Raw genomic sequence first — 17,747 nt, forward strand, 5'->3', positions numbered from 1 at the left:
TACAGCTAAATTCTGGGGAGAAAATAGGGGAGGTTGTTTTATGAGACAAAGTGAATTGTATTGCATCGGGAAGGTTGGAGAGATATGTAATTTATCAAAAAAAGCACTTAGGTATTATGATAAAATGGGGATATTATCGCCTGATAAAGTGTCTGATGAAAGCGGGTATAGATATTATAGTAAAAAAACTTTATTATCTGTACCAATGATAAAATACTATAAACAAAGTGGCTTTAAACTTGAAGAAATGAAGGAATTTCTTGAAGGAACATCTTATTCAGTTTTTGAAAAGAGCTTTAGAAATAAAATAGATGAACTTAAGGAGGAAGAAAGTGAAATAAATTTAAAACTTAAATCTATAAAAGATTGGTATGATCTTATAATTGAAGCCCAGACAGTTATAGAAAATGATATTAAAGAAGTTTCAGTAAAATATGTGGACAGCTGTAGAATGGTATACTTAGATCAAAAATTTAATTATGATTATATGGATTCTATAATAAATATAGAATTTACTAATTATATAGAAGATATAAATAATGCAATAACTGGTCCTGTAATAATACAGTTTCCGTCCTTTGAAGATAAGATGAATGGAAAGTGTAATAAGATGAAAATAATGCAGGAAACAATATTAAAATGTAAAGAGTGTGCAACAGTTGAATTTGGTGGATGTATGGTAGCATCTTGCTATCATGTAGGCTCACATGAAACAATTAATGAAACATATAAAAAGATAAGAGATTGGGCAGAAAAAAATAAATACAAATATGAAAATAATTCATACGAAAGATATGTTACTGATTATTGGACAACTAAAAATACTGATAAGTTTGTAACAGAAGTGATGGTTAAGATTAGTAGGGGTAAAAAATAATGACTTGGGTGAAAACGTTACCCTTAGGGTAACGTATAAATTATAAATAAAAGCATTTTAAGGGATAAATTATTATAGATTTATCAGTTAAGATGCTTTTTATATTTTTTAAATTAAAAAAATCAGTATAATTCTACATAATTACAAATATTGGATGGTTATTTTAAAACCTTTAATACAATAGGTTTAGGTCTAGTTAAGTAAAAAATTAATGAAAAGAAAATCTATATTAAAAATTTATAGAGATAAAACTAAACAGTGCAATTAAAATACATATTGACTTTCCCCTATAGGGAAAGGACTATAATTTAATCAAGAGTAAAAAATACCTACAAACATACATAAGATGAAAAGTTATTCCATAATTTCAAAACAAATAAAATGTCCTAGAGATAAAATTATAACAAGTGTAATTAAACTCAAAGGAGTTCTTGTAGTGCTTTTAATAAGTAATTTTATACTTATTAAAAGTTTAGTATGGTCATTATAAATCTTTATTTAATGATAATATACAATCAAACGTGATAACGTTTAAATGGAGGGAGTTTTATTTATGAGTGAAATGTCAGGAGCGGCTAATTCGTCAGCAATTGCTGCTAAAAAGAAATTATCATCTAATTTCCTTAAAAAAGGTATTTCTATCGCATTATTCTCAGGTCTTATGTATGGATTTTATTCCGCATTTATGACACTTGGAATGAAGAAAGGTGTTTGGGCCGATTGGTATGGCGATAACAATGCAGGCTTATCAGTACTTGTAATTACATATTTACTGGGAGCTCTTGGTAGTGCAGTAAATGATACATGTAGTGCTGTTTGGGCAATGATTTATGCAACTATAAAAGGAAAAATTGGTGATTTCTTTAGATGTATTAGAACAACTCCAGGTGGAGTAATGATTCTAGCTGCTCTTATTGGAGGCCCAATTTCAAGTACAGCTTATGTTGTTGGACTTCAAATGGCTGGATCAATAGTTATTCCTATTACAGCCCTTTGTCCAGCTATCGGTGCTATCTTAGGAAGAATATTATTTAAGCAAGAATTAAATAAACGTATGATGGCTGGTATTGCAATTTGTGTTGCTTCAAGTTTTCTTATTGGTAGTACAAGCCTTTCAGGAGATGCTCCAGAAGGAATGTTACTTGGATTATGCATTGCATTTATAGCAGCTCTTGGATGGGGATTTGAAGGATGTGTTGCTGGATATGGTACATCAATGATTGATTCAGAGATTGGAATTACAATCCGTCAAGCAACATCAGGTTTATCAAATCTAATAATTCTAGTTCCTATTTTTGGAATGATATTTGGTGATGGAGTTGGTTTTTCAGCTAATTTAGTTGTTGAAGCATTTACAAGTAGTTCTTCTATGATTTGGTTTGCGTTAAGTGGACTTTGTGCATTCGTTTCATACATGTGCTGGTATAACGGTAATAGTATGTGTGGTGCAGCTCTTGGTATGGCATGTAATGGTACTTATTCATTCTGGGGACCATTCTGTTGTTGGATTGTACTTGGAGTATTCGCAGGAATGGATGGATGGGCATTACCTCCAGTAGTTTGGATTGGAGCTGTTCTAATGATTTTTGGTATTCTAGTTATTGCTATGAATCCACTTGATTTATTTAGAAAGAAGAATAAAGATACTGATAAGGAGGTAGACCATTATGAAGCCACTTAATTATGCTATATTAAAGCATTTTACTACTGTTGAAGAAGCCTGCGCTAATGATGTAATTAATGCATTAAAAGGTGAATATGGTAAATTTAAAGCTCTTAATAAGAAAGATATAATTACAGCTTTAATGACAGCAGAAGCAAATGGCCTTCTTGAGGAAACAAGATTTGATATGGATAACAATGGTGAGCTAAGAGTTTACTATCATGCTCATGAAGAAGGAGCAGCAACAATAAATAGATATATTAAAGACTAAGATAAGATAATTTCTTAAAAGGAGAGGGGGGAATTGTGAATGAGATATTATGGTGATGAAGCATTAGGTCTTGTAGAAACAATCGGATTAGTTCCGGCACTTGAGGCAGCTGACAAAATGTTAAAGGCTGCAAACGTTGAATTAATATCATATGAAAACGTTGGATCAACCCTAGTTACAATTATGGTTAAAGGTGATGTAGCAGCAGTTAGATCAGCTGTAGAGGCAGGTGCTGAAGCAGCAGCTGCAATAGGTAAGCTAACAGCAAAAAATGTTATGCCACGTCCTATTAGAGAAGTTGGAGATATTGTTTCAGTACATGATATAGATTCTTAAATTTAATGAAAGGAAAGGTGTTTAAATGGCACGTTATGAAGCTTTAGGATTAATTGAAACTTTTGGCTTAGTTTTCGTTTTAGAAGCAGCAGATGCCATGTGCAAAGCAGCAGATGTTGAACTTATAGGTTATGAAAACGTTGCATCAGGATATATATCGGTTCTTGTTCGTGGAGATGTAGGAGCTTGTAAAACAGCAGTTGAAGCTGGAGTAAAAGCAGTTGAAAGTATGGAAGGTGGAAACCTTTATAGTTCAGTTGTTATTGCAAGACCTCACCCAGATCTTGAAAAGATTATTGAGCGTTACAAAATTACTAATTTGATGCCTTAAAAGTAAAAGAATATTATAGTTATTTCTTATAAAAAGGAGAGAAAAAAATGAATATAATAGATAACGATTTACTCTCCATGCAAGAATCGAGAATTCTTGTTGAAAATGCTCGTGAAGCTCAAAGAAAATTAGCAACTTTTTCACAAAAAAAGCTTGATGAAATTGTTGAAAGGATGACTGAAGAAATAGAAAAGCATCTTTCAGAACTTGCAATGATGTCTAGTGATGAAACAGATTACGGAAAATGGGAAGATAAGTATATAAAGAATCATTTTATCTGTAAGTATCTAAGTCACAGATTAAAAGGTATGAATTGTGTTGGAATAATTAGTGAAGATAAAGAAAATAAAACAATGGATGTAGGTGTACCTATGGGAGTAATAATCGCCTTTTGTCCATCAACAAGTCCAGTTTCTACCACAATATATAAGGCCTTAATTGCAATAAAATCAGGAAATGCAATTATATTTTCACCTCATCCAAGAGCTAAAAATACAATTTCAAGAGCTTTAGATATTTTGATTCGTGCAGCTGAAGGATATGGGTTACCAGAAGGAGCACTTACATACCTTCATAATGTTACAAAAAGTGGAACATTAGAGCTAATGAATCATAAAGATGCTTCATTAATAATAAATACAGGTGTACCAAGTTTACTAAAAGAAGCCTATAAATCTGGAAAGCCAGTAATATATGGTGGAAATGGTAATGGACCAGCTTTTATAGAACGTACAGCAGATATAAAACAAGCTGTTAAAGATATAATTGCTAGTAAGACTTTTGATAATGGAGTTGTTTCAGCAGCTGAACAGTCAATTGTGGTAGATAGTTGTATCGAATCTGAAGTGAAGAAAGAGCTAGAAAAAAATGGTGCTTACTTTATGAATGAAGAAGAGTCGAAGAAACTTGCTTTAATTTTCTCCTATAATGATGGAAGTGCTGAATCGGATGTTGTTGGTAAATCAGCACAAGAATTAGCAAAAAAAGCAGGCTTTAGTGTCTCTAATGATGTAAAAGTTCTTATTTCAAAGCAAAAGTATGTTTCACAGAGTAATCCTTACTCTAGGGAAAAGCTTTGTCCAGTTTTAGCATATTACATTGAAGATGACTGGATGCATGCTTGTGAAAAATGTATTGAATTATTACTAAGTGAAAGACAAGGACATACTCTAATTATACATTCAAGAGATGAGGAAGTTATCCGTCAATTCGCACTAAAAAAACCAGTAGGTAGAGTGCTAGTAAATACACCTGGAGCTTTAGGAAGTATGGGAGCAACTACTAATTTATTTCCTTCAATGACATTAGGTAGTGGTTCTGCAGGACATGGTATGACATCTGATAATGTTTCACCAAGAAATCTAATATATATTAGAAAAGTTGGATATGGAGTACGTAAAGCTAATGAAATCGTTAATGATAAATTAGAAGAAAGTACATCTTTATCTAAAGAGGTTGAAGTGAAAGAAGGTTGTACTTTAGATAATGTAGAATTTCTAGAAAGCCTATTAAAGAAGGTAATACAAAATTTAAAATAGAAGATAAGATTATAAATCTGAAAAATATTTAAAGAATGAGAGGTAAGGATTTGGATATTCGTGAATTTTCAAATAAGTTTATGGAAGCTACTGAACATATGTCTTCTGAAGAACGTGAATCTTTAATGAAGATGTTTGAAAGTATATCAAAAGAAATTTCAAAAGAAGAACCTGTTTCAAAAACAGTATTAAATAATGAAGGCGATAAAATTCCAGATGGAATAACAAATCGTTTAGTAAAATTAAAGGAAAACTATTTAAAACAAGTTCCAACAATAACAACACATCGTGCAAGAGCTATTACAAAGATAGCTAAAGAAAATCCTGGTATGCCTAAGATTTTATTACGTGCTAAGTGTTTTAAATATTGTTGTGAAACTGCACCTTTAGTAATTCAAGATAATGAACTTATTGTAGGAGCTCCATGTGGTGCACCTCGTGCAGGAGCATTTTCTCCTGATATAGCATGGAGATGGATGGTTGATGAAATTGATACTATAGGTAATCGTGCTCAAGATCCATTCTATATTTCTGAAGAAGATAAGAAGATTATGAAAGAAGAATTATTCCCATACTGGGCAGGTAAATCAGTTGATGAATACTGCGAAGATCAGTATCGTGAAGCCGGTGTTTGGGAACTTTCAGGTGAGTCCTTTGTTTCAGACTGTTCATATCATGCTATTAATGGTGGAGGAGACTCAAACCCAGGATATGATGTAATTTTAATGGAAAAGGGTATGTTAGATATTCAACGTGAAGCTAAAGAGAATCTTGAAAAGCTTCAGTATGAAAATCCTGATGATATAGAAAAAATATATTTCTATAAAGCAGTAATTGATACTACAGAAGGCGTAATGATTTATGCTAAGCGTTTATCAGAATATGCTGCAGAATTAGCTGCTAAAGAAACAAATCCTAAGCGTAAAGCAGAACTTCAAAAGATATCTGAAGTTAATGCAAGGGTACCAGCTCATAAGCCAAGCACATTCTGGGAAGCAATTCAAGCAGTTTGGACTATAGAATCTTTACTAGTAGTTGAAGAAAACCAAACAGGTATGTCTATAGGACGTGTGGATCAATATATGTATCCATATTATAAAGCTGATATTGAATCAGGCAGAATGAATGATTTTGAAGCATTTGAATTATCAGGCTGTATGCTTATTAAAATGTCTGAAATGATGTGGATTACAAGTGAAGGTGGTTCTAAGTTCTTCGCTGGATATCAACCATTTGTTAATATGTGTGTTGGTGGTGTTACAAGAGATGGACGTGATGCTACAAATGATTTAACTTACTTACTTATGGATGCAGTTCGTCATGTTAAGATTTATCAACCATCATTAGCATGCCGTATTCATAAGAAATCACCACATAAATACCTTAAAAAGATAGTTGATGTAGTTCGTGCAGGAATGGGATTCCCAGCTTGTCACTTTGATGATATACACATAAAGATGATGTTAGCAAAGGGAGTTTCTATTGAAGATGCAAGAGATTACTGTTTAATGGGTTGTGTTGAACCTCAAAAATCAGGAAGACTTTATCAATGGACATCTACTGCTTACACTCAATGGCCAATATGTATAGAACTTGTACTTAATAATGGTGTACCTCTTTGGTATAAAAAACAAGTTTGTCCAGATATGGGTAATATAGATAACTTTAGAACTTATGAAGAATTTGAAATTGCAGTTAAGGAACAAATTAAATATATAACTAAGTGGAGTAGTGTTGCTACTGTAATTTCACAACGTGTTCACAAAGATCTTGCTCCAAAACCTTTAATGTCTATAATGTATGAAGGTTGTATGGAAAAAGGTAGAGGCGTTGAAGCTGGTGGAGCAATGTATAACTTTGGACCAGGAGTAGTATGGAGTGGACTAGCTACTTATGCAGACTCTATGGCTGCTATTAAAAGGTTAGTATTTGAAGAAAAGAAATACACATTAAGAGAATTAAATGAAGCATTAAAGGCTGATTTTGTTGGATATGAAAAGCTTAGAAAAGATTGTTTAGAAGCACCTAAGTATGGTAATGATGATGATTACGCAGATTACATTGCTGCTGACTTAATCAATTTTACTGAAATGGAGCACCGTAAATTTAAAACTTTATATTCAGTACTAAGTCATGGTACTTTATCAATCTCTAATAACACTCCATTTGGTCAATTAACTGGTGCAACAGCTAATGGACGTAGAGCATGGATGCCATTATCTGATGGTATAAGTCCAACTCAAGGTGCAGACTATAAGGGACCAACAGCAATAATTAAATCTGTATCAAAAATGGCTTGTGACAATATGAACATTGGTATGGTTCATAACTTTAAGCTTATAGCTGGACTTCTTGATACAAAAGAAGGAGAAGAAGGTATTATAACTTTATTACGTAGTGCTTGTGCTCTTGGACTTGGTGAAATTCAATTCAACTATTTAGATAACAATACCTTAATTGAAGCACAAAAACATCCTGAACAATATCGTGATTTAATTGTTCGTGTTGCAGGATATAGTGCATACTTCGTTGAGTTATGTAAAGATGTTCAAGATGAAATTATCAGCAGAACTATGCTAACACATTTTTAAAACACTTTAAATTGTTTTGTAAATTACAGACAAGTAAATAAATATCTTTTGACTATAAATTAATTTTTATAAATCTTGCCACTGAAATTAAAGATTTTGGTGGCAAGGTAACAATTAAATTATATATTTAAAGTTATGATAAATGAGACTGGAGACTGAATAGTATGGGGAATAAAAACTTAGGTATAATCGAACGAAAAGCAACAATTTTCAATGTACAAAAATACAATATGTACGATGGACCAGGAGTAAGAACTCTAATATTTTTTCAAGGATGTCCATTACGTTGTAAATGGTGTGCTAATCCTGAGGGAATTTTAAAGAAATATAGAGTTATGTTTAAAAGTAATTCATGTGTTGATTGTGGTGCTTGCGTTTCTGTTTGTCCGGTTGGAATACATACTATTTCCAACGAAACTTTAAAGCATGAGGTAAATCGTAATATTGATTGTATTGGGTGTGGAAAGTGTGCTAATGCTTGCTTAAACTCAGCATTATCCATAGTAGGAGAAGTAAAAACAATTTCTGAGATTGTAGAAATTGTTGAAGAAGATAGAGAATTTTATGAAGTTTCAGGTGGGGGTGTTACCTTAGGTGGTGGTGAAGTTTTAATGCAACCAGAAGCAGCTAGTAATTTACTTATGGCATGCAAACAAGAAGGTATAAACACTGCAATTGAAACCTGTGGATATGCAAAATTAGAATCAGTATTAAAGGCTGCGGAGTTTACAGATTTATTTCTATTTGATATGAAGCATATTGATTCAGACAAACACTTTCAACTAACTGGAGTGAGAAATGAACAAATATTAGAGAACTTAAAAGAACTTCTTCGTCGCAAATATAATGTTAAAATCAGAATGCCTTTATTAAAGGGTGTAAATGATTGTCAAGATGACATTGAAAATGCTATGAAATTTTTAATTCCTTTTAAAGATTACAAGAATTTTAAAGGAATTGACTTACTTCCATATCACAAGATGGGAGTAAATAAATACAAACAATTAGGAATGGAATATCCAATTGAAGGAGATCCAAGCTTAAGCAATGAAGACTTAGATAGAATTGAAAGCTGGATTAAAAAATATGATTTACCTGTTAAAGTGATTCGTCACTAAATAAATAAAAAATGGAAGGTAAGGTTTATGGGAGAATTTCTTGAAAGAAATATACAACGTGTTATACAAGAGTCAGTGCCAGGTAAGCAAATCACAATAGCTCATGTTATTGCTTCACCTATGCCAGATATCTATGAACGTTTAGGGATTGATGAAAAAGGAGCTATAGGAATTTTAACTTTAACTCCTTATGAAACTGCTATTATTGCAGCAGACATTGCTACAAAGGTCGCAGATGTTGAAATCGGATTCTTAGATCGTTTTACAGGATGTGTAGTTATAAATGGAGATGTACAGAGCGTTGAAACTGCACTTACTGCTGTAAATGATACGTTGAAAAATTTACTTGGGTTTACACCTGCTCCCATTACAAGAACATGAGAAAGAAAAGAATAATGGTAATTGGCCCTTCAAGATGTGGAAAAACCACATTAGTAAATGAATTAAATAATTACCAAGGTGAATTAAAAAGAACACAGGATATGATTTATGGTAAAAATACCATTGATGTCCCAGGATCATATATAGAAAATTCTTGGATGTATAAGCATATAATTGCAGCAGCCCAAGATGCATCTCATGTATTAATTTTAATTGACCAATCAAGATGCACAGATGTGTATCCTCATGGATTTGCAAAGTCCTTTAGATGCCCTGTAATAGGAGTAATAACTAAATGTGATTTAATGCCAGAAAATAAAGAAAATTGCTTAAGACAATTAAGAATAATAGGAGTTCCAGAGCCATATTTTCACATTAGTGTTTCTAAAAGGATAGGTATTGATGATTTAAAAGAATATTTATTAAAAGAAGGGTAAAACAAAGGGGGCAATAATGAAATTTATTACTGAAGAGTATTTAAGAGATTTATATAAGAAGGAACCTTTTAGTACCTATCAATTAGTTCAGGGAGAGCGCCTTACACCTGGAGCAAGACAATATATTTCTGATAGAGGTATAAAAATGTTAGATGAGGTTTCTTGCAAGAATAAGGAAAATCCTGAAGTAAAGCAATCAAAAACATTGCCAAGGGGAAATAACAATAAGAAGAAGCTTTATTATAAATTAAAATCTATTGAAGCAATATTCCTTGTTACAAGTAGTGATATTTTAAAAGAAGATATTATCATAGCACAAAATATTATTGCCTTAGGTAAGAAGATTACAAATATTAGAAAATTTATAGATGGAAAAAGTGAATTAGAGATCCTTAGTTGTCAAGAATGTACTGGAATAAATTCAAATAATTTTTATGATGACATTGATGACTGCTTTGAAATTACAGAGTTTTATATGCAACTTGAAAAAAGCAAGGAAATTCTAAAATTGCATACACTTCGTTGTGCTCTTCATGAATTAGAACCTTATGTTTTTGAAGTTTATGAAGATGATGACAATTTAGGGAAAGATGTTATTAAAAATATAAATTCAATTATTAATACCATATCCCAAATGATTTGTTCAATTATTGGAGGAAAGAGATGTCAGAGAGAGAATTAACTTTTGAATATTGTGATAAGCTTGTTCATGACTTTGAAGAAGTTATAAACAAGCCCATTATAGAAAAATCATCAATTTACTATACAGGCGTTGATTTAGGTACTGCATGTGTGGTACTAGCTGTTTTAGATGAAAACTATAAACCAGTTGCAGGAGCCTATAGATATGCAGATGTAGTTCGTGATGGTATGGTTGTTGACTATATTGGTGCTGTTAAGATTGTAAGAGAATTAAAAGAAGATCTTGAAGAAAAGTTAGGTGCAGAGCTACTTTATGCAGCAGCAGCTATTCCACCAGGAACAGACGCTTTAGATTCAGGAGCTATTAAAAATGTAGTGCAAGCAGCAGGGTTTGAACTTACAAGTATATTAGATGAACCTACAGCTGCAAATAAAGTTCTTAAAATTGAAAATGGAGCAGTCGTAGATATAGGTGGTGGAACAACAGGTATTTCTATATTAAAGGATGGGGAAGTCGTTTATGTAGTGGATGAGCCAACAGGTGGAACTCACTTTTCATTAGTTATTTCAGGAGCTTATGGCATGTCTTTTGCAGAAGCAGATAAATTTAAAAGAGACAATAAAAGGCATAAAGAATTACTTCCAGTATTAAAACCTGTAGTTGAAAAAGTTTCATCTATTATCAATGAACATATAGAAGGCCATGATGTTAAAGAGATTTCTTTAGTGGGTGGAACTTGTTGTTTAACTGGAATAGAAGAAATCATCCAAAAACAAACAGGAATATATACACATAAGCCTCAAAATCCAATGTTTGTTACACCATTAGGAATAGCCCTTAGCTGTACAAAAGAAATTATTGAATAAGGAGAGTGAAAAGATATGGATTTTAGGATTATAAAATCACCCTCTGAAGGGACTATAGATATTCTAAAACGACGTATGGGAGTAAATTGCAAAACAGATTTAAATAGTATAGATGCAGTTGGCCTTGTTCAAGGAAGAATGATAGAAATGATTTGTGCTGCAGATATTGCAGAAAAAGCTGTTGGAGTTACAGTTGAGGATATTAAAGGAAGTTGTCCGCAAAATATGATTTTAATTGCTATTTTTGGAGATACAGCTTCTGTGGAGTCAGCAGTCAAGGAAATTAAAATCAAGATGGAAGAAGGAAAAGCATTATGATAACAGCAAAACTTATTGGCAATGTATGGGCAACTAGAAAAGCTGAGTCACTTAGTGGTTTTAAGTTTATGCTAGCTGAGGAAATTGGTGGAATCAATGAAGGAAGAAGACTAATAGTAGTAGATATTATTAGTGCAGGTATAGGTGATAGAGTAATTATATGTACTGGATCCTCTGCCCGTAGAATGTTAGGTAATGATGATATTCCAGTTGATGCAGTTGTTGTAGGAATCATTGATGAAGATTGTGATTTTAGATAAATTCAGGAGGTATAACAATGAGTCTTTTAGATAAAGTAAAAGAGGCAGGAGTTATTGGTGCAGGTGGAGCAGGTTTTCCTACCCATGCTAAGTTAGCATCAAAGGCAGAATACATACTTCTTAACGGAGCAGAATGTGAACCTCTTTTGAGAGTTGATCAACAGTTAATGGAGATATTTCCAGATGAGATAATAAAGGGATTTGAAGCAGCTAGAGAACTAGTTGATGCAAAGACAGGAATTATAGGAATTAAAGGAAAGCATAAAGAAGTAATTAATATTTTAAGAGATAGAATTAACAAATTACAATTAGGAAATTTAATTGAAGTAAAAGAGCTTCCTGATATTTATCCAGCAGGTGATGAACAAGTACTTGTTTATGAGCTTACAGGAAGAGTTGTTCCGGAAGCTGGTATTCCAATTCAAGTTGGTTGTGTAGTTGTTAATAGTGAAACAGCTTTAAATATCTATAATGCCTCTATTGGAAAATCAGTTACAGAAAAGTATATCACTGTGTCAGGAGATGTTCCAAATCCTGTAACTGTAAAAGTACCAGTTGGTACTCCTATTATAGATGTATTAAAGCTTAGTGGAATCAATAACTTTGAGGATTATGCAGTTATTGATGGTGGTCCAATGATGGGACCTGTAATGAAAAGTTTAGATGGATATGTTACAAAGAAAAACAAAGGATTTGTAATACTTAAAAAAAGTCATTCACTGATTCGTAAGAAGTCTGTTAGCATGGATCAAGCTAAAAGAGTAAATAGAGCATCTTGTGAGCAATGTAGAATGTGCACTGATATGTGCCCACGATATCTACTAGGTCATAACACTCAACCTCATAAAATGATGAGAGCTATGGCATATAATCTTGATGATATGGAAGGACAAAAAATATCTCAACTATGTTGTCAATGTAATTTATGTGAATTATTTTCTTGTCCAGCTGGACTTTATCCTAAAGCAGCTAATTTATACTTTAAACAAAAGCTTGCTGAAAAGAATATTAGGTATAAGCCAGTGCAAGATAAATTTGAAGGAAGACAAGCTCGTGAATATAGATTAGTTCCAAGTAAAAGACTTATTGCTAGGCTAGGATTAAGAGAGTTTGATAAACCAGCTCCTTTAACAGATATTACATTAGAACCTGAAAGAGTTTATATTGCAAAGCAACAGCATGTAGGTGCACCATCTATTTGCAGTGTGAATATAGGTGACCATGTTCAGGCTGGCGATTTAATAGGTAAAGTTCCAGAAGGAAGTTTAGGTGCTCCAATCCATACGAGTATTTCAGGAACTATCATAGAGATTGAAAATGATTTTATAACTATAAGGAGGGATTAATGTGGCTAATGCAATAGGAATGGTTGAATTTACAAGCATTGCACGTGGAATTTATTCAGCGGATCAAATGCTTAAGACTTCAGAAGTTGAAATAGTTACTGCTAGTTCTGTTTGTCCAGGAAAATACATTGCAATAGTTAGTGGCGACGTTGCAGCTGTAAAGGAATCAGTAAGTGTAGGAGAAAAAATGGCAGGAGAGTTTTGGATTGACTCAATAATTATTCCAAATGTAAGTCCATTGGTTTTTCCAGCAATTACAGGAGCAACAATGCCTGAGAGAATACAGGCACTAGGAATTTTAGAATCCTTCTCTATAGCAAATATGGTTATAGCTGCAGATGCCGTTTTAAAGGCTGCTAATTTGGAGCCAATAGAGCTTAGACTAGGAACAGGCCTTGGAGGAAAATCTTTCTTTACCTTCACTGGTGATGTAGCTGCAGTTGAAGCAGGTATTGATGCAGGAAAGTCCATTATGGAGGAGAAAGGGTTGTTAGTTAATGCAGAGATTATACCATCTCCGTCTGGCAGATTACTACAGTCTTTACTCTAAAAATGAGTAAAAACATTATATAAAATTAATTTTATAATGAAAGGATGTGAGTAAATGAAGAGGTTAATTAGTGCAAAAGATGTTGAAGCCTTAATAAAACAAGGTGAAACAAAATTTTATATTGATAGTAATGTAATTATTACACCATCAGCTAAAGATTTAGCAAAGAATAATGGAATAGAGTTCACTACAGAAGCTCCTAAATGTGAGACAAAGTCCTGTGAAGTAAAACAAAATGAAGCACAAAAAATTTGTGTAGATGGACTAGATAGTGAAATGCTTTTAACATTTTTCAAAACTATGATGGATAAAGGTCTTGTGCAAGAAATGCTTAATTGCTTAAACAAACCAAATACACCTTACTCTTTTGAAAGTGATAAAGGTGGTTTAAAGGTTGTTAGAGGTAATACAGTTAAAATGGATGTATTTGATACAGGTAATCCAAATGTAAAGGCTTATTATCAGGAATTAGTTAGCAAAGATGAATCTAAAATGAGTGCTGGATTTTTAACAATAGAAAATTCACGCTTTGATTGGGAATTAACTTATGAAGAAATCGATTATGTTATTGAAGGAACTTTAACAGTGGAGATTAATGGAAAGACCTATACTGCATATCCTGGAGATGTACTATTTGTACCATCAGGCTCTAAGGTAGTTTGGGGTTCACCAGATAAGGCAAGGGTATTCTATACTACTTATCCTGCAAACTGGGCGGATCTTTTATAGTAAACTTTGGGGGGATTAAGCTATGAAGGCACTTGGATTAATAGAAACAAGAGGACTATTAGCAGCAATTGAAAGTGCAGATACAATGCTTAAAGCAGCAGATGTTAGCATTTTTGATAAAACTTATGTTGGTGGTGGACTTGTTTCAGTAGCAGTAACTGGAGATGTAGGTGCAGTAAAAGCAGCAGTAGAAGCTGGTGTTGCAGCTGTTAAAAAGCTTGATAGTTCATTGCTTGTTTCAGAACATGTAATACCACGCCCACATGAAGAGTTAGATAGTATTATTGGAATTAAAAATATAACAGTTAGCATAGAAGATTCTAATATAAATGATACTGCTAATGATGATACTGATAATATTGATGATATTAATGTTATTGATAAGATTGATAATGATACTGATAGAAATGTTAATAAGAGTAGCGATGATAACAAAGATATTAATCTTAATAAAGATACTGATATTAGCATTGAAAATATAAATGAAGCTTGCAATCACAATGATGAAGTTAACATTGTAATTGAGAATATAGAAAACATAGCTGATGAAAATTTAAAAGATGAAAATAAAACTAAATCTTTAGAAATTGATATAGAGAATTTACAGAAAGATACTGTAGATAATCTAGTAAAAGATAGTGGAATGGAAAAAGCTATAAAAGTTTTAAATAGTCTTAATTTAATGAACCTTAGAAATTTAGCTCGTCAATATGATGATTTAGAGATTACAAATAAAGCAATCTCAAAAGCAAGTAAGAAGATAATAATTAGTAAAATAAAAGCATATTACAAATAACTTTAATACACAAATATTCTAAAAGGAGGAATAACAAAATGGGAAATTTTGATAAAGATTTGCGCTCTATACAAGAAGCAAGAGATCTTGCAAGATTAGGAAAAGTTGCAACAGAAAAAATTGCAGATTATACAGAAGAACAAATTGATAGAATTTTACGTAATATGGTTAAAGTTGCTGAAGAAAATTCAGTATGTTTAGCGCAAATGGCTGTAGAAGAAACTGGGTTTGGTAAGGTTAATGATAAGACCTATAAAAACCATATGGCATCTACAATATTATATGACGCAATAAAAGATATGAAGACTATTGGTGTAATTAGAGAAGATGAGGTAAATAAGCTGATTGAAATTGCAGAGCCGGTTGGCTTAGTAATGGGAATAGTACCATCTACAAATCCAACATCAACTACTATTTTTAAGTCTATGATTGCAATTAAATCTAGAAACGCTATAGTATTTTCACCACATCCATCAGCAGCAGAATGTACAATTAAAGCAGCTAAATTAATGAAAGATGCAGCTATTGAAGCAGGAGCACCTGAAGATATTATTGGATGTATTTCTATACCAACCATTGGAGCAACAAATGAATTAATGAAAAGTAAAGAGGTTGCTATCATTATAGCAACTGGTGGCCCAGGTATGGTAAAAGCTGCTTATAGTTCTGGTAAGCCTGCACTTGGAGTAGGAGCAGGAAATTCTCCAGCATATATAGAGAGAAGTGCTAATGTTGAAAAAGCTGTTAGAAATATAATTGCAAGTAAGACATTTGATAATGGTACAATATGTGCATCAGAGCAATCAATTATATGTGAAGAATGCAATCATAACTTAGTTGTTGAAGAATTCAAAAAGCAAGGTGGATATTTTATGACAACAGAAGAAACTAATAAAGTTTGTGCTTTGTTGTTTAAGAATGGACACAATATGAATGCTAAGTTTGTAGGTAGATCTCCGCAAGTTATTGCAAAAGCTGCAGGAATTTCTATTCCAGAAGGAACTAAAGTACTTATCGGAGAGCAAAAAGGTGTAGGAGAAGGTTATCCTTTATCTTTTGAAAAGCTTACAACAGTACTTGGATTCTATATAGTAAAAGACTGGAAAGAAGCGTGTGAATTAAGTATTCAATTACTTCAAAATGGAATTGGACATACAATGAGTATTCACACTGAAGATAGAGATATAGTAATGAAATTTGCTAGAAAACCAGCTTCACGTATTTTAGTTAATACTGGAGGTGCACAAGGTGGAACAGGTGCAAGCACAGGTCTTATGCCATCATTTACACTTGGTTGTGGTACTTGGGGAGGTAGTTCAGTATCTGAAAATGTTACCCCAATGCATCTAGTTAATATAAAGAGAGTTGCTTATGGCTTAAAAGATTGTGCAACATTAGCTTCTGCTGATCCAACTTTCAATCGTATAAAAACTGCTGAGAACTGTCATGCTATACAAAATCAATGTGGAACTTTAAGTCCTGCTGAATATGTAGCAGCATCAAAGTGTGATAACACTGAGAATAGCACATTTACTAATAATGAAGAACTTATGAAATTAGTTAATCAGATAGTAAAGGCGATGAAGGGGGAACAATAGATGGATGGATGTGAAGCTATATTGAAGCTTTTACTGGAAGCTGTACAAGCTAATGGAGCTAATACAGAAGTGAAAAATGATTCATCTGAAATTCCAGTAGGTGTTTCAAATAGGCATGTACATCTTTCACAGAGGGATCTAAATATTTTATTTGGTGAAGATTATCATCTGGCAAAAATGAAAGATTTGTCACAGCCTGGACAGTATGCATGCAAAGAGACTTTAACAATTTGTGGACCAAAGGGAGCTATTGAAAAAATTAGAATCCTTGGGCCTACAAGAAGTAAAACTCAGGTTGAAGTATTAGCTGGAGATTGTTTTAAACTTGGTGTTACTAAACATCCAAGATTATCTGGTGATTTGTGCAAAACACCTGGAGTCACTTTAATTGGACCAAAAGGTTCAGTTCAGCTTGAAGAAGGAGTAATAGTTGCACAAAGACATATACACATGACACCAGAAGATGCTAAAAGCTTTGGTGTTTCAGATGGTCAAGTAGTCTCTATAAAGTTTGATGACTTAAGAGGTGGTATTTACAGTAATGTAGCTATTAGAGCAAATGATGCCTCTAAACTTGAATGCCATATTGACACTGAAGAAGCAAATGCTATGAATATTAGCTCTAGTTCAAAAATCAAAATTATAAAGTAAAATATAAATTAAAAATTTTTAAAATATAAATCAAAAAACATAAATTAAAGATTAGCTTATAAAATAAAAATTATAATATAAAATTATTAAACAAAAAATTATTAAATAAAATGGAGGATTTTAAAATGAAATATGATGCTTTAGGAATGATCGAAACAAAGGGATTAGTTGGTTCAATAGAGGCTGCAGATGCTATGGTTAAGGCTGCAAATGTTTATCTAATTGGTAAAGAATATGTTGGTGGTGGTCTTGTAACAGTTATGGTAAGAGGAGACGTAGGAGCTGTAAAAGCTGCTACAGATGCTGGTGCTGCTGCTGCACAACGTGTTGGGGAGTTAGTTTCAGTTCACGTTATACCTCGTCCACACTCAGAAGTAGAAGTAATACTTCCAGCAGCTAAAGACACTACAAAATAATTAACATAAAAGGAGCTATTGCAAAACTATT

The 17,747-nt window shown here is 32.7% G+C and carries 21 protein-coding genes; all 21 read left to right on the plus strand.

The window, feature by feature from the left end; all coding sequences use genetic code 11:
• Positions 1-40 precede the first annotated feature (40 nt).
• On the plus strand, positions 41-877 hold the full coding sequence (locus ACH36K_RS09955) for a MerR family transcriptional regulator (protein WP_411167477.1): 837 nt from the start codon (positions 41-43) through the stop codon (positions 875-877).
• Positions 878-1,430: 553 nt separating this feature from the next.
• The gene (locus ACH36K_RS09960) at positions 1,431-2,558 is read left to right on the plus strand and encodes a hypothetical protein (RefSeq protein WP_411167478.1); all 1,128 of its coding nucleotides are present in this window, start codon (positions 1,431-1,433) and stop codon (positions 2,556-2,558) included.
• Positions 2,545-2,811: a hypothetical protein gene (locus tag ACH36K_RS09965; RefSeq protein ID WP_411167479.1), complete on the plus strand. Its 267-nt coding sequence runs from the start codon at positions 2,545-2,547 to the stop codon at positions 2,809-2,811. The genes ACH36K_RS09960 and ACH36K_RS09965 overlap by 14 nt, the downstream gene beginning before the upstream one ends.
• A gap of 39 nt (positions 2,812-2,850) precedes the next feature.
• Positions 2,851-3,147 carry a BMC domain-containing protein gene (locus tag ACH36K_RS09970; RefSeq protein ID WP_411167480.1) on the plus strand — a complete coding sequence of 99 codons (297 nt, stop codon included), beginning with the start codon at positions 2,851-2,853 and terminating at the stop codon, positions 3,145-3,147.
• A gap of 25 nt (positions 3,148-3,172) precedes the next feature.
• Positions 3,173-3,478: a BMC domain-containing protein gene (locus ACH36K_RS09975; RefSeq protein WP_411167481.1), complete on the plus strand. Its 306-nt coding sequence runs from the start codon at positions 3,173-3,175 to the stop codon at positions 3,476-3,478.
• A 47-nt stretch (positions 3,479-3,525) separates the two neighbouring features.
• Positions 3,526-5,016, plus strand: a complete 1,491-nt coding sequence (locus ACH36K_RS09980; protein WP_411167482.1) for an aldehyde dehydrogenase family protein — start codon at positions 3,526-3,528, stop codon at positions 5,014-5,016.
• A gap of 50 nt (positions 5,017-5,066) precedes the next feature.
• Entirely contained in the window at positions 5,067-7,607 is a 2,541-nt protein-coding gene (cutC, locus tag ACH36K_RS09985) for a choline trimethylamine-lyase (RefSeq protein WP_411167483.1), read from the plus strand.
• A gap of 164 nt (positions 7,608-7,771) precedes the next feature.
• Entirely contained in the window at positions 7,772-8,725 is a 954-nt protein-coding gene (gene cutD, locus ACH36K_RS09990) for a choline TMA-lyase-activating enzyme (protein ID WP_411167484.1), read from the plus strand.
• Between the two features lie 27 nt (positions 8,726-8,752).
• Positions 8,753-9,106 carry a BMC domain-containing protein gene (locus ACH36K_RS09995; RefSeq protein ID WP_411167485.1) on the plus strand — a complete coding sequence of 118 codons (354 nt, stop codon included), beginning with the start codon at positions 8,753-8,755 and terminating at the stop codon, positions 9,104-9,106.
• Positions 9,103-9,543: a EutP/PduV family microcompartment system protein gene (locus ACH36K_RS10000; protein ID WP_411167486.1), complete on the plus strand. Its 441-nt coding sequence runs from the start codon at positions 9,103-9,105 to the stop codon at positions 9,541-9,543. Before ACH36K_RS09995 ends, ACH36K_RS10000 begins: the two co-directional genes overlap by 4 nt.
• Before the next feature lie 16 nt (positions 9,544-9,559).
• Positions 9,560-10,225, plus strand: coding sequence for a cobalamin adenosyltransferase (locus tag ACH36K_RS10005; RefSeq protein WP_411167487.1), 666 nt, complete (start codon positions 9,560-9,562; stop codon positions 10,223-10,225).
• Positions 10,207-11,052 carry an ethanolamine utilization protein EutJ gene (gene eutJ / locus ACH36K_RS10010; RefSeq protein ID WP_411167488.1) on the plus strand — a complete coding sequence of 282 codons (846 nt, stop codon included), beginning with the start codon at positions 10,207-10,209 and terminating at the stop codon, positions 11,050-11,052. The genes ACH36K_RS10005 and eutJ overlap by 19 nt, the downstream gene beginning before the upstream one ends.
• Positions 11,053-11,067: 15 nt before the next feature.
• Positions 11,068-11,370, plus strand: coding sequence for a BMC domain-containing protein (locus tag ACH36K_RS10015; RefSeq protein WP_322459034.1), 303 nt, complete (start codon positions 11,068-11,070; stop codon positions 11,368-11,370).
• Positions 11,367-11,630 carry a EutN/CcmL family microcompartment protein gene (locus tag ACH36K_RS10020; protein ID WP_411167489.1) on the plus strand — a complete coding sequence of 88 codons (264 nt, stop codon included), beginning with the start codon at positions 11,367-11,369 and terminating at the stop codon, positions 11,628-11,630. Before ACH36K_RS10015 ends, ACH36K_RS10020 begins: the two co-directional genes overlap by 4 nt.
• A gap of 17 nt (positions 11,631-11,647) precedes the next feature.
• A complete protein-coding gene (locus ACH36K_RS10025; RefSeq protein WP_411167490.1) occupies positions 11,648-12,976 on the plus strand; it encodes a 4Fe-4S dicluster domain-containing protein in 1,329 nt (442 codons plus the stop codon).
• Position 12,977: 1 nt separating this feature from the next.
• Positions 12,978-13,526 carry a BMC domain-containing protein gene (locus ACH36K_RS10030; protein WP_411167491.1) on the plus strand — a complete coding sequence of 183 codons (549 nt, stop codon included), beginning with the start codon at positions 12,978-12,980 and terminating at the stop codon, positions 13,524-13,526.
• A 54-nt stretch (positions 13,527-13,580) separates the two neighbouring features.
• Positions 13,581-14,255, plus strand: coding sequence for a cupin domain-containing protein (locus ACH36K_RS10035; protein WP_411167492.1), 675 nt, complete (start codon positions 13,581-13,583; stop codon positions 14,253-14,255).
• 22 nt (positions 14,256-14,277) lie between these two features.
• Complete coding sequence (locus tag ACH36K_RS10040; protein ID WP_411167493.1) at positions 14,278-15,051, plus strand: BMC domain-containing protein; 774 nt, start codon at positions 14,278-14,280, stop codon at positions 15,049-15,051.
• Positions 15,052-15,089: 38 nt separating this feature from the next.
• A complete protein-coding gene (locus ACH36K_RS10045; RefSeq protein WP_411167494.1) occupies positions 15,090-16,649 on the plus strand; it encodes an acetaldehyde dehydrogenase (acetylating) in 1,560 nt (519 codons plus the stop codon).
• Complete coding sequence (locus tag ACH36K_RS10050; protein ID WP_411167495.1) at positions 16,650-17,300, plus strand: phosphate propanoyltransferase; 651 nt, start codon at positions 16,650-16,652, stop codon at positions 17,298-17,300. It begins immediately after the preceding gene.
• A 125-nt stretch (positions 17,301-17,425) separates the two neighbouring features.
• Positions 17,426-17,716 carry an ethanolamine utilization microcompartment protein EutM gene (gene eutM / locus ACH36K_RS10055; protein ID WP_411167496.1) on the plus strand — a complete coding sequence of 97 codons (291 nt, stop codon included), beginning with the start codon at positions 17,426-17,428 and terminating at the stop codon, positions 17,714-17,716.
• Positions 17,717-17,747 lie beyond the last annotated feature (31 nt).

Source organism: Clostridium sp. MB05, from assembly GCF_046581255.1.
GTDB lineage: Bacteria > Bacillota > Clostridia > Clostridiales > Clostridiaceae > Clostridium.

Bases quoted from the DNA above. Each gene is read 5' to 3' on its own strand.
- ACH36K_RS09970 (WP_411167480.1), top strand. From the start codon at position 2,851: ATGAGATATTATGGTGATGAAGCATTAGGTCTTGTAGAAACAATCGGA.
- ACH36K_RS10015 (WP_322459034.1), top strand. From the start codon at position 11,068: ATGGATTTTAGGATTATAAAATCACCCTCTGAAGGGACTATAGATATT.
- ACH36K_RS10040 (WP_411167493.1), top strand. From the start codon at position 14,278: ATGAAGGCACTTGGATTAATAGAAACAAGAGGACTATTAGCAGCAATT.
- ACH36K_RS10050 (WP_411167495.1), top strand. From the start codon at position 16,650: ATGGATGGATGTGAAGCTATATTGAAGCTTTTACTGGAAGCTGTACAA.
- eutJ (WP_411167488.1), top strand. From the start codon at position 10,207: ATGTCAGAGAGAGAATTAACTTTTGAATATTGTGATAAGCTTGTTCAT.
- eutM (WP_411167496.1), top strand. From the start codon at position 17,426: ATGAAATATGATGCTTTAGGAATGATCGAAACAAAGGGATTAGTTGGT.
- ACH36K_RS09995 (WP_411167485.1), top strand. From the start codon at position 8,753: ATGGGAGAATTTCTTGAAAGAAATATACAACGTGTTATACAAGAGTCA.
- ACH36K_RS10045 (WP_411167494.1), top strand. From the start codon at position 15,090: ATGGGAAATTTTGATAAAGATTTGCGCTCTATACAAGAAGCAAGAGAT.
- cutD (WP_411167484.1), top strand. From the start codon at position 7,772: ATGGGGAATAAAAACTTAGGTATAATCGAACGAAAAGCAACAATTTTC.
- ACH36K_RS09955 (WP_411167477.1), top strand. From the start codon at position 41: ATGAGACAAAGTGAATTGTATTGCATCGGGAAGGTTGGAGAGATATGT.
- ACH36K_RS09975 (WP_411167481.1), top strand. From the start codon at position 3,173: ATGGCACGTTATGAAGCTTTAGGATTAATTGAAACTTTTGGCTTAGTT.
- ACH36K_RS09980 (WP_411167482.1), top strand. From the start codon at position 3,526: ATGAATATAATAGATAACGATTTACTCTCCATGCAAGAATCGAGAATT.
- ACH36K_RS10035 (WP_411167492.1), top strand. From the start codon at position 13,581: ATGAAGAGGTTAATTAGTGCAAAAGATGTTGAAGCCTTAATAAAACAA.
- ACH36K_RS09960 (WP_411167478.1), top strand. From the start codon at position 1,431: ATGAGTGAAATGTCAGGAGCGGCTAATTCGTCAGCAATTGCTGCTAAA.
- ACH36K_RS10005 (WP_411167487.1), top strand. From the start codon at position 9,560: ATGAAATTTATTACTGAAGAGTATTTAAGAGATTTATATAAGAAGGAA.
- ACH36K_RS09965 (WP_411167479.1), top strand. From the start codon at position 2,545: ATGAAGCCACTTAATTATGCTATATTAAAGCATTTTACTACTGTTGAA.
- ACH36K_RS10025 (WP_411167490.1), top strand. From the start codon at position 11,648: ATGAGTCTTTTAGATAAAGTAAAAGAGGCAGGAGTTATTGGTGCAGGT.
- ACH36K_RS10000 (WP_411167486.1), top strand. From the start codon at position 9,103: ATGAGAAAGAAAAGAATAATGGTAATTGGCCCTTCAAGATGTGGAAAA.
- ACH36K_RS10020 (WP_411167489.1), top strand. From the start codon at position 11,367: ATGATAACAGCAAAACTTATTGGCAATGTATGGGCAACTAGAAAAGCT.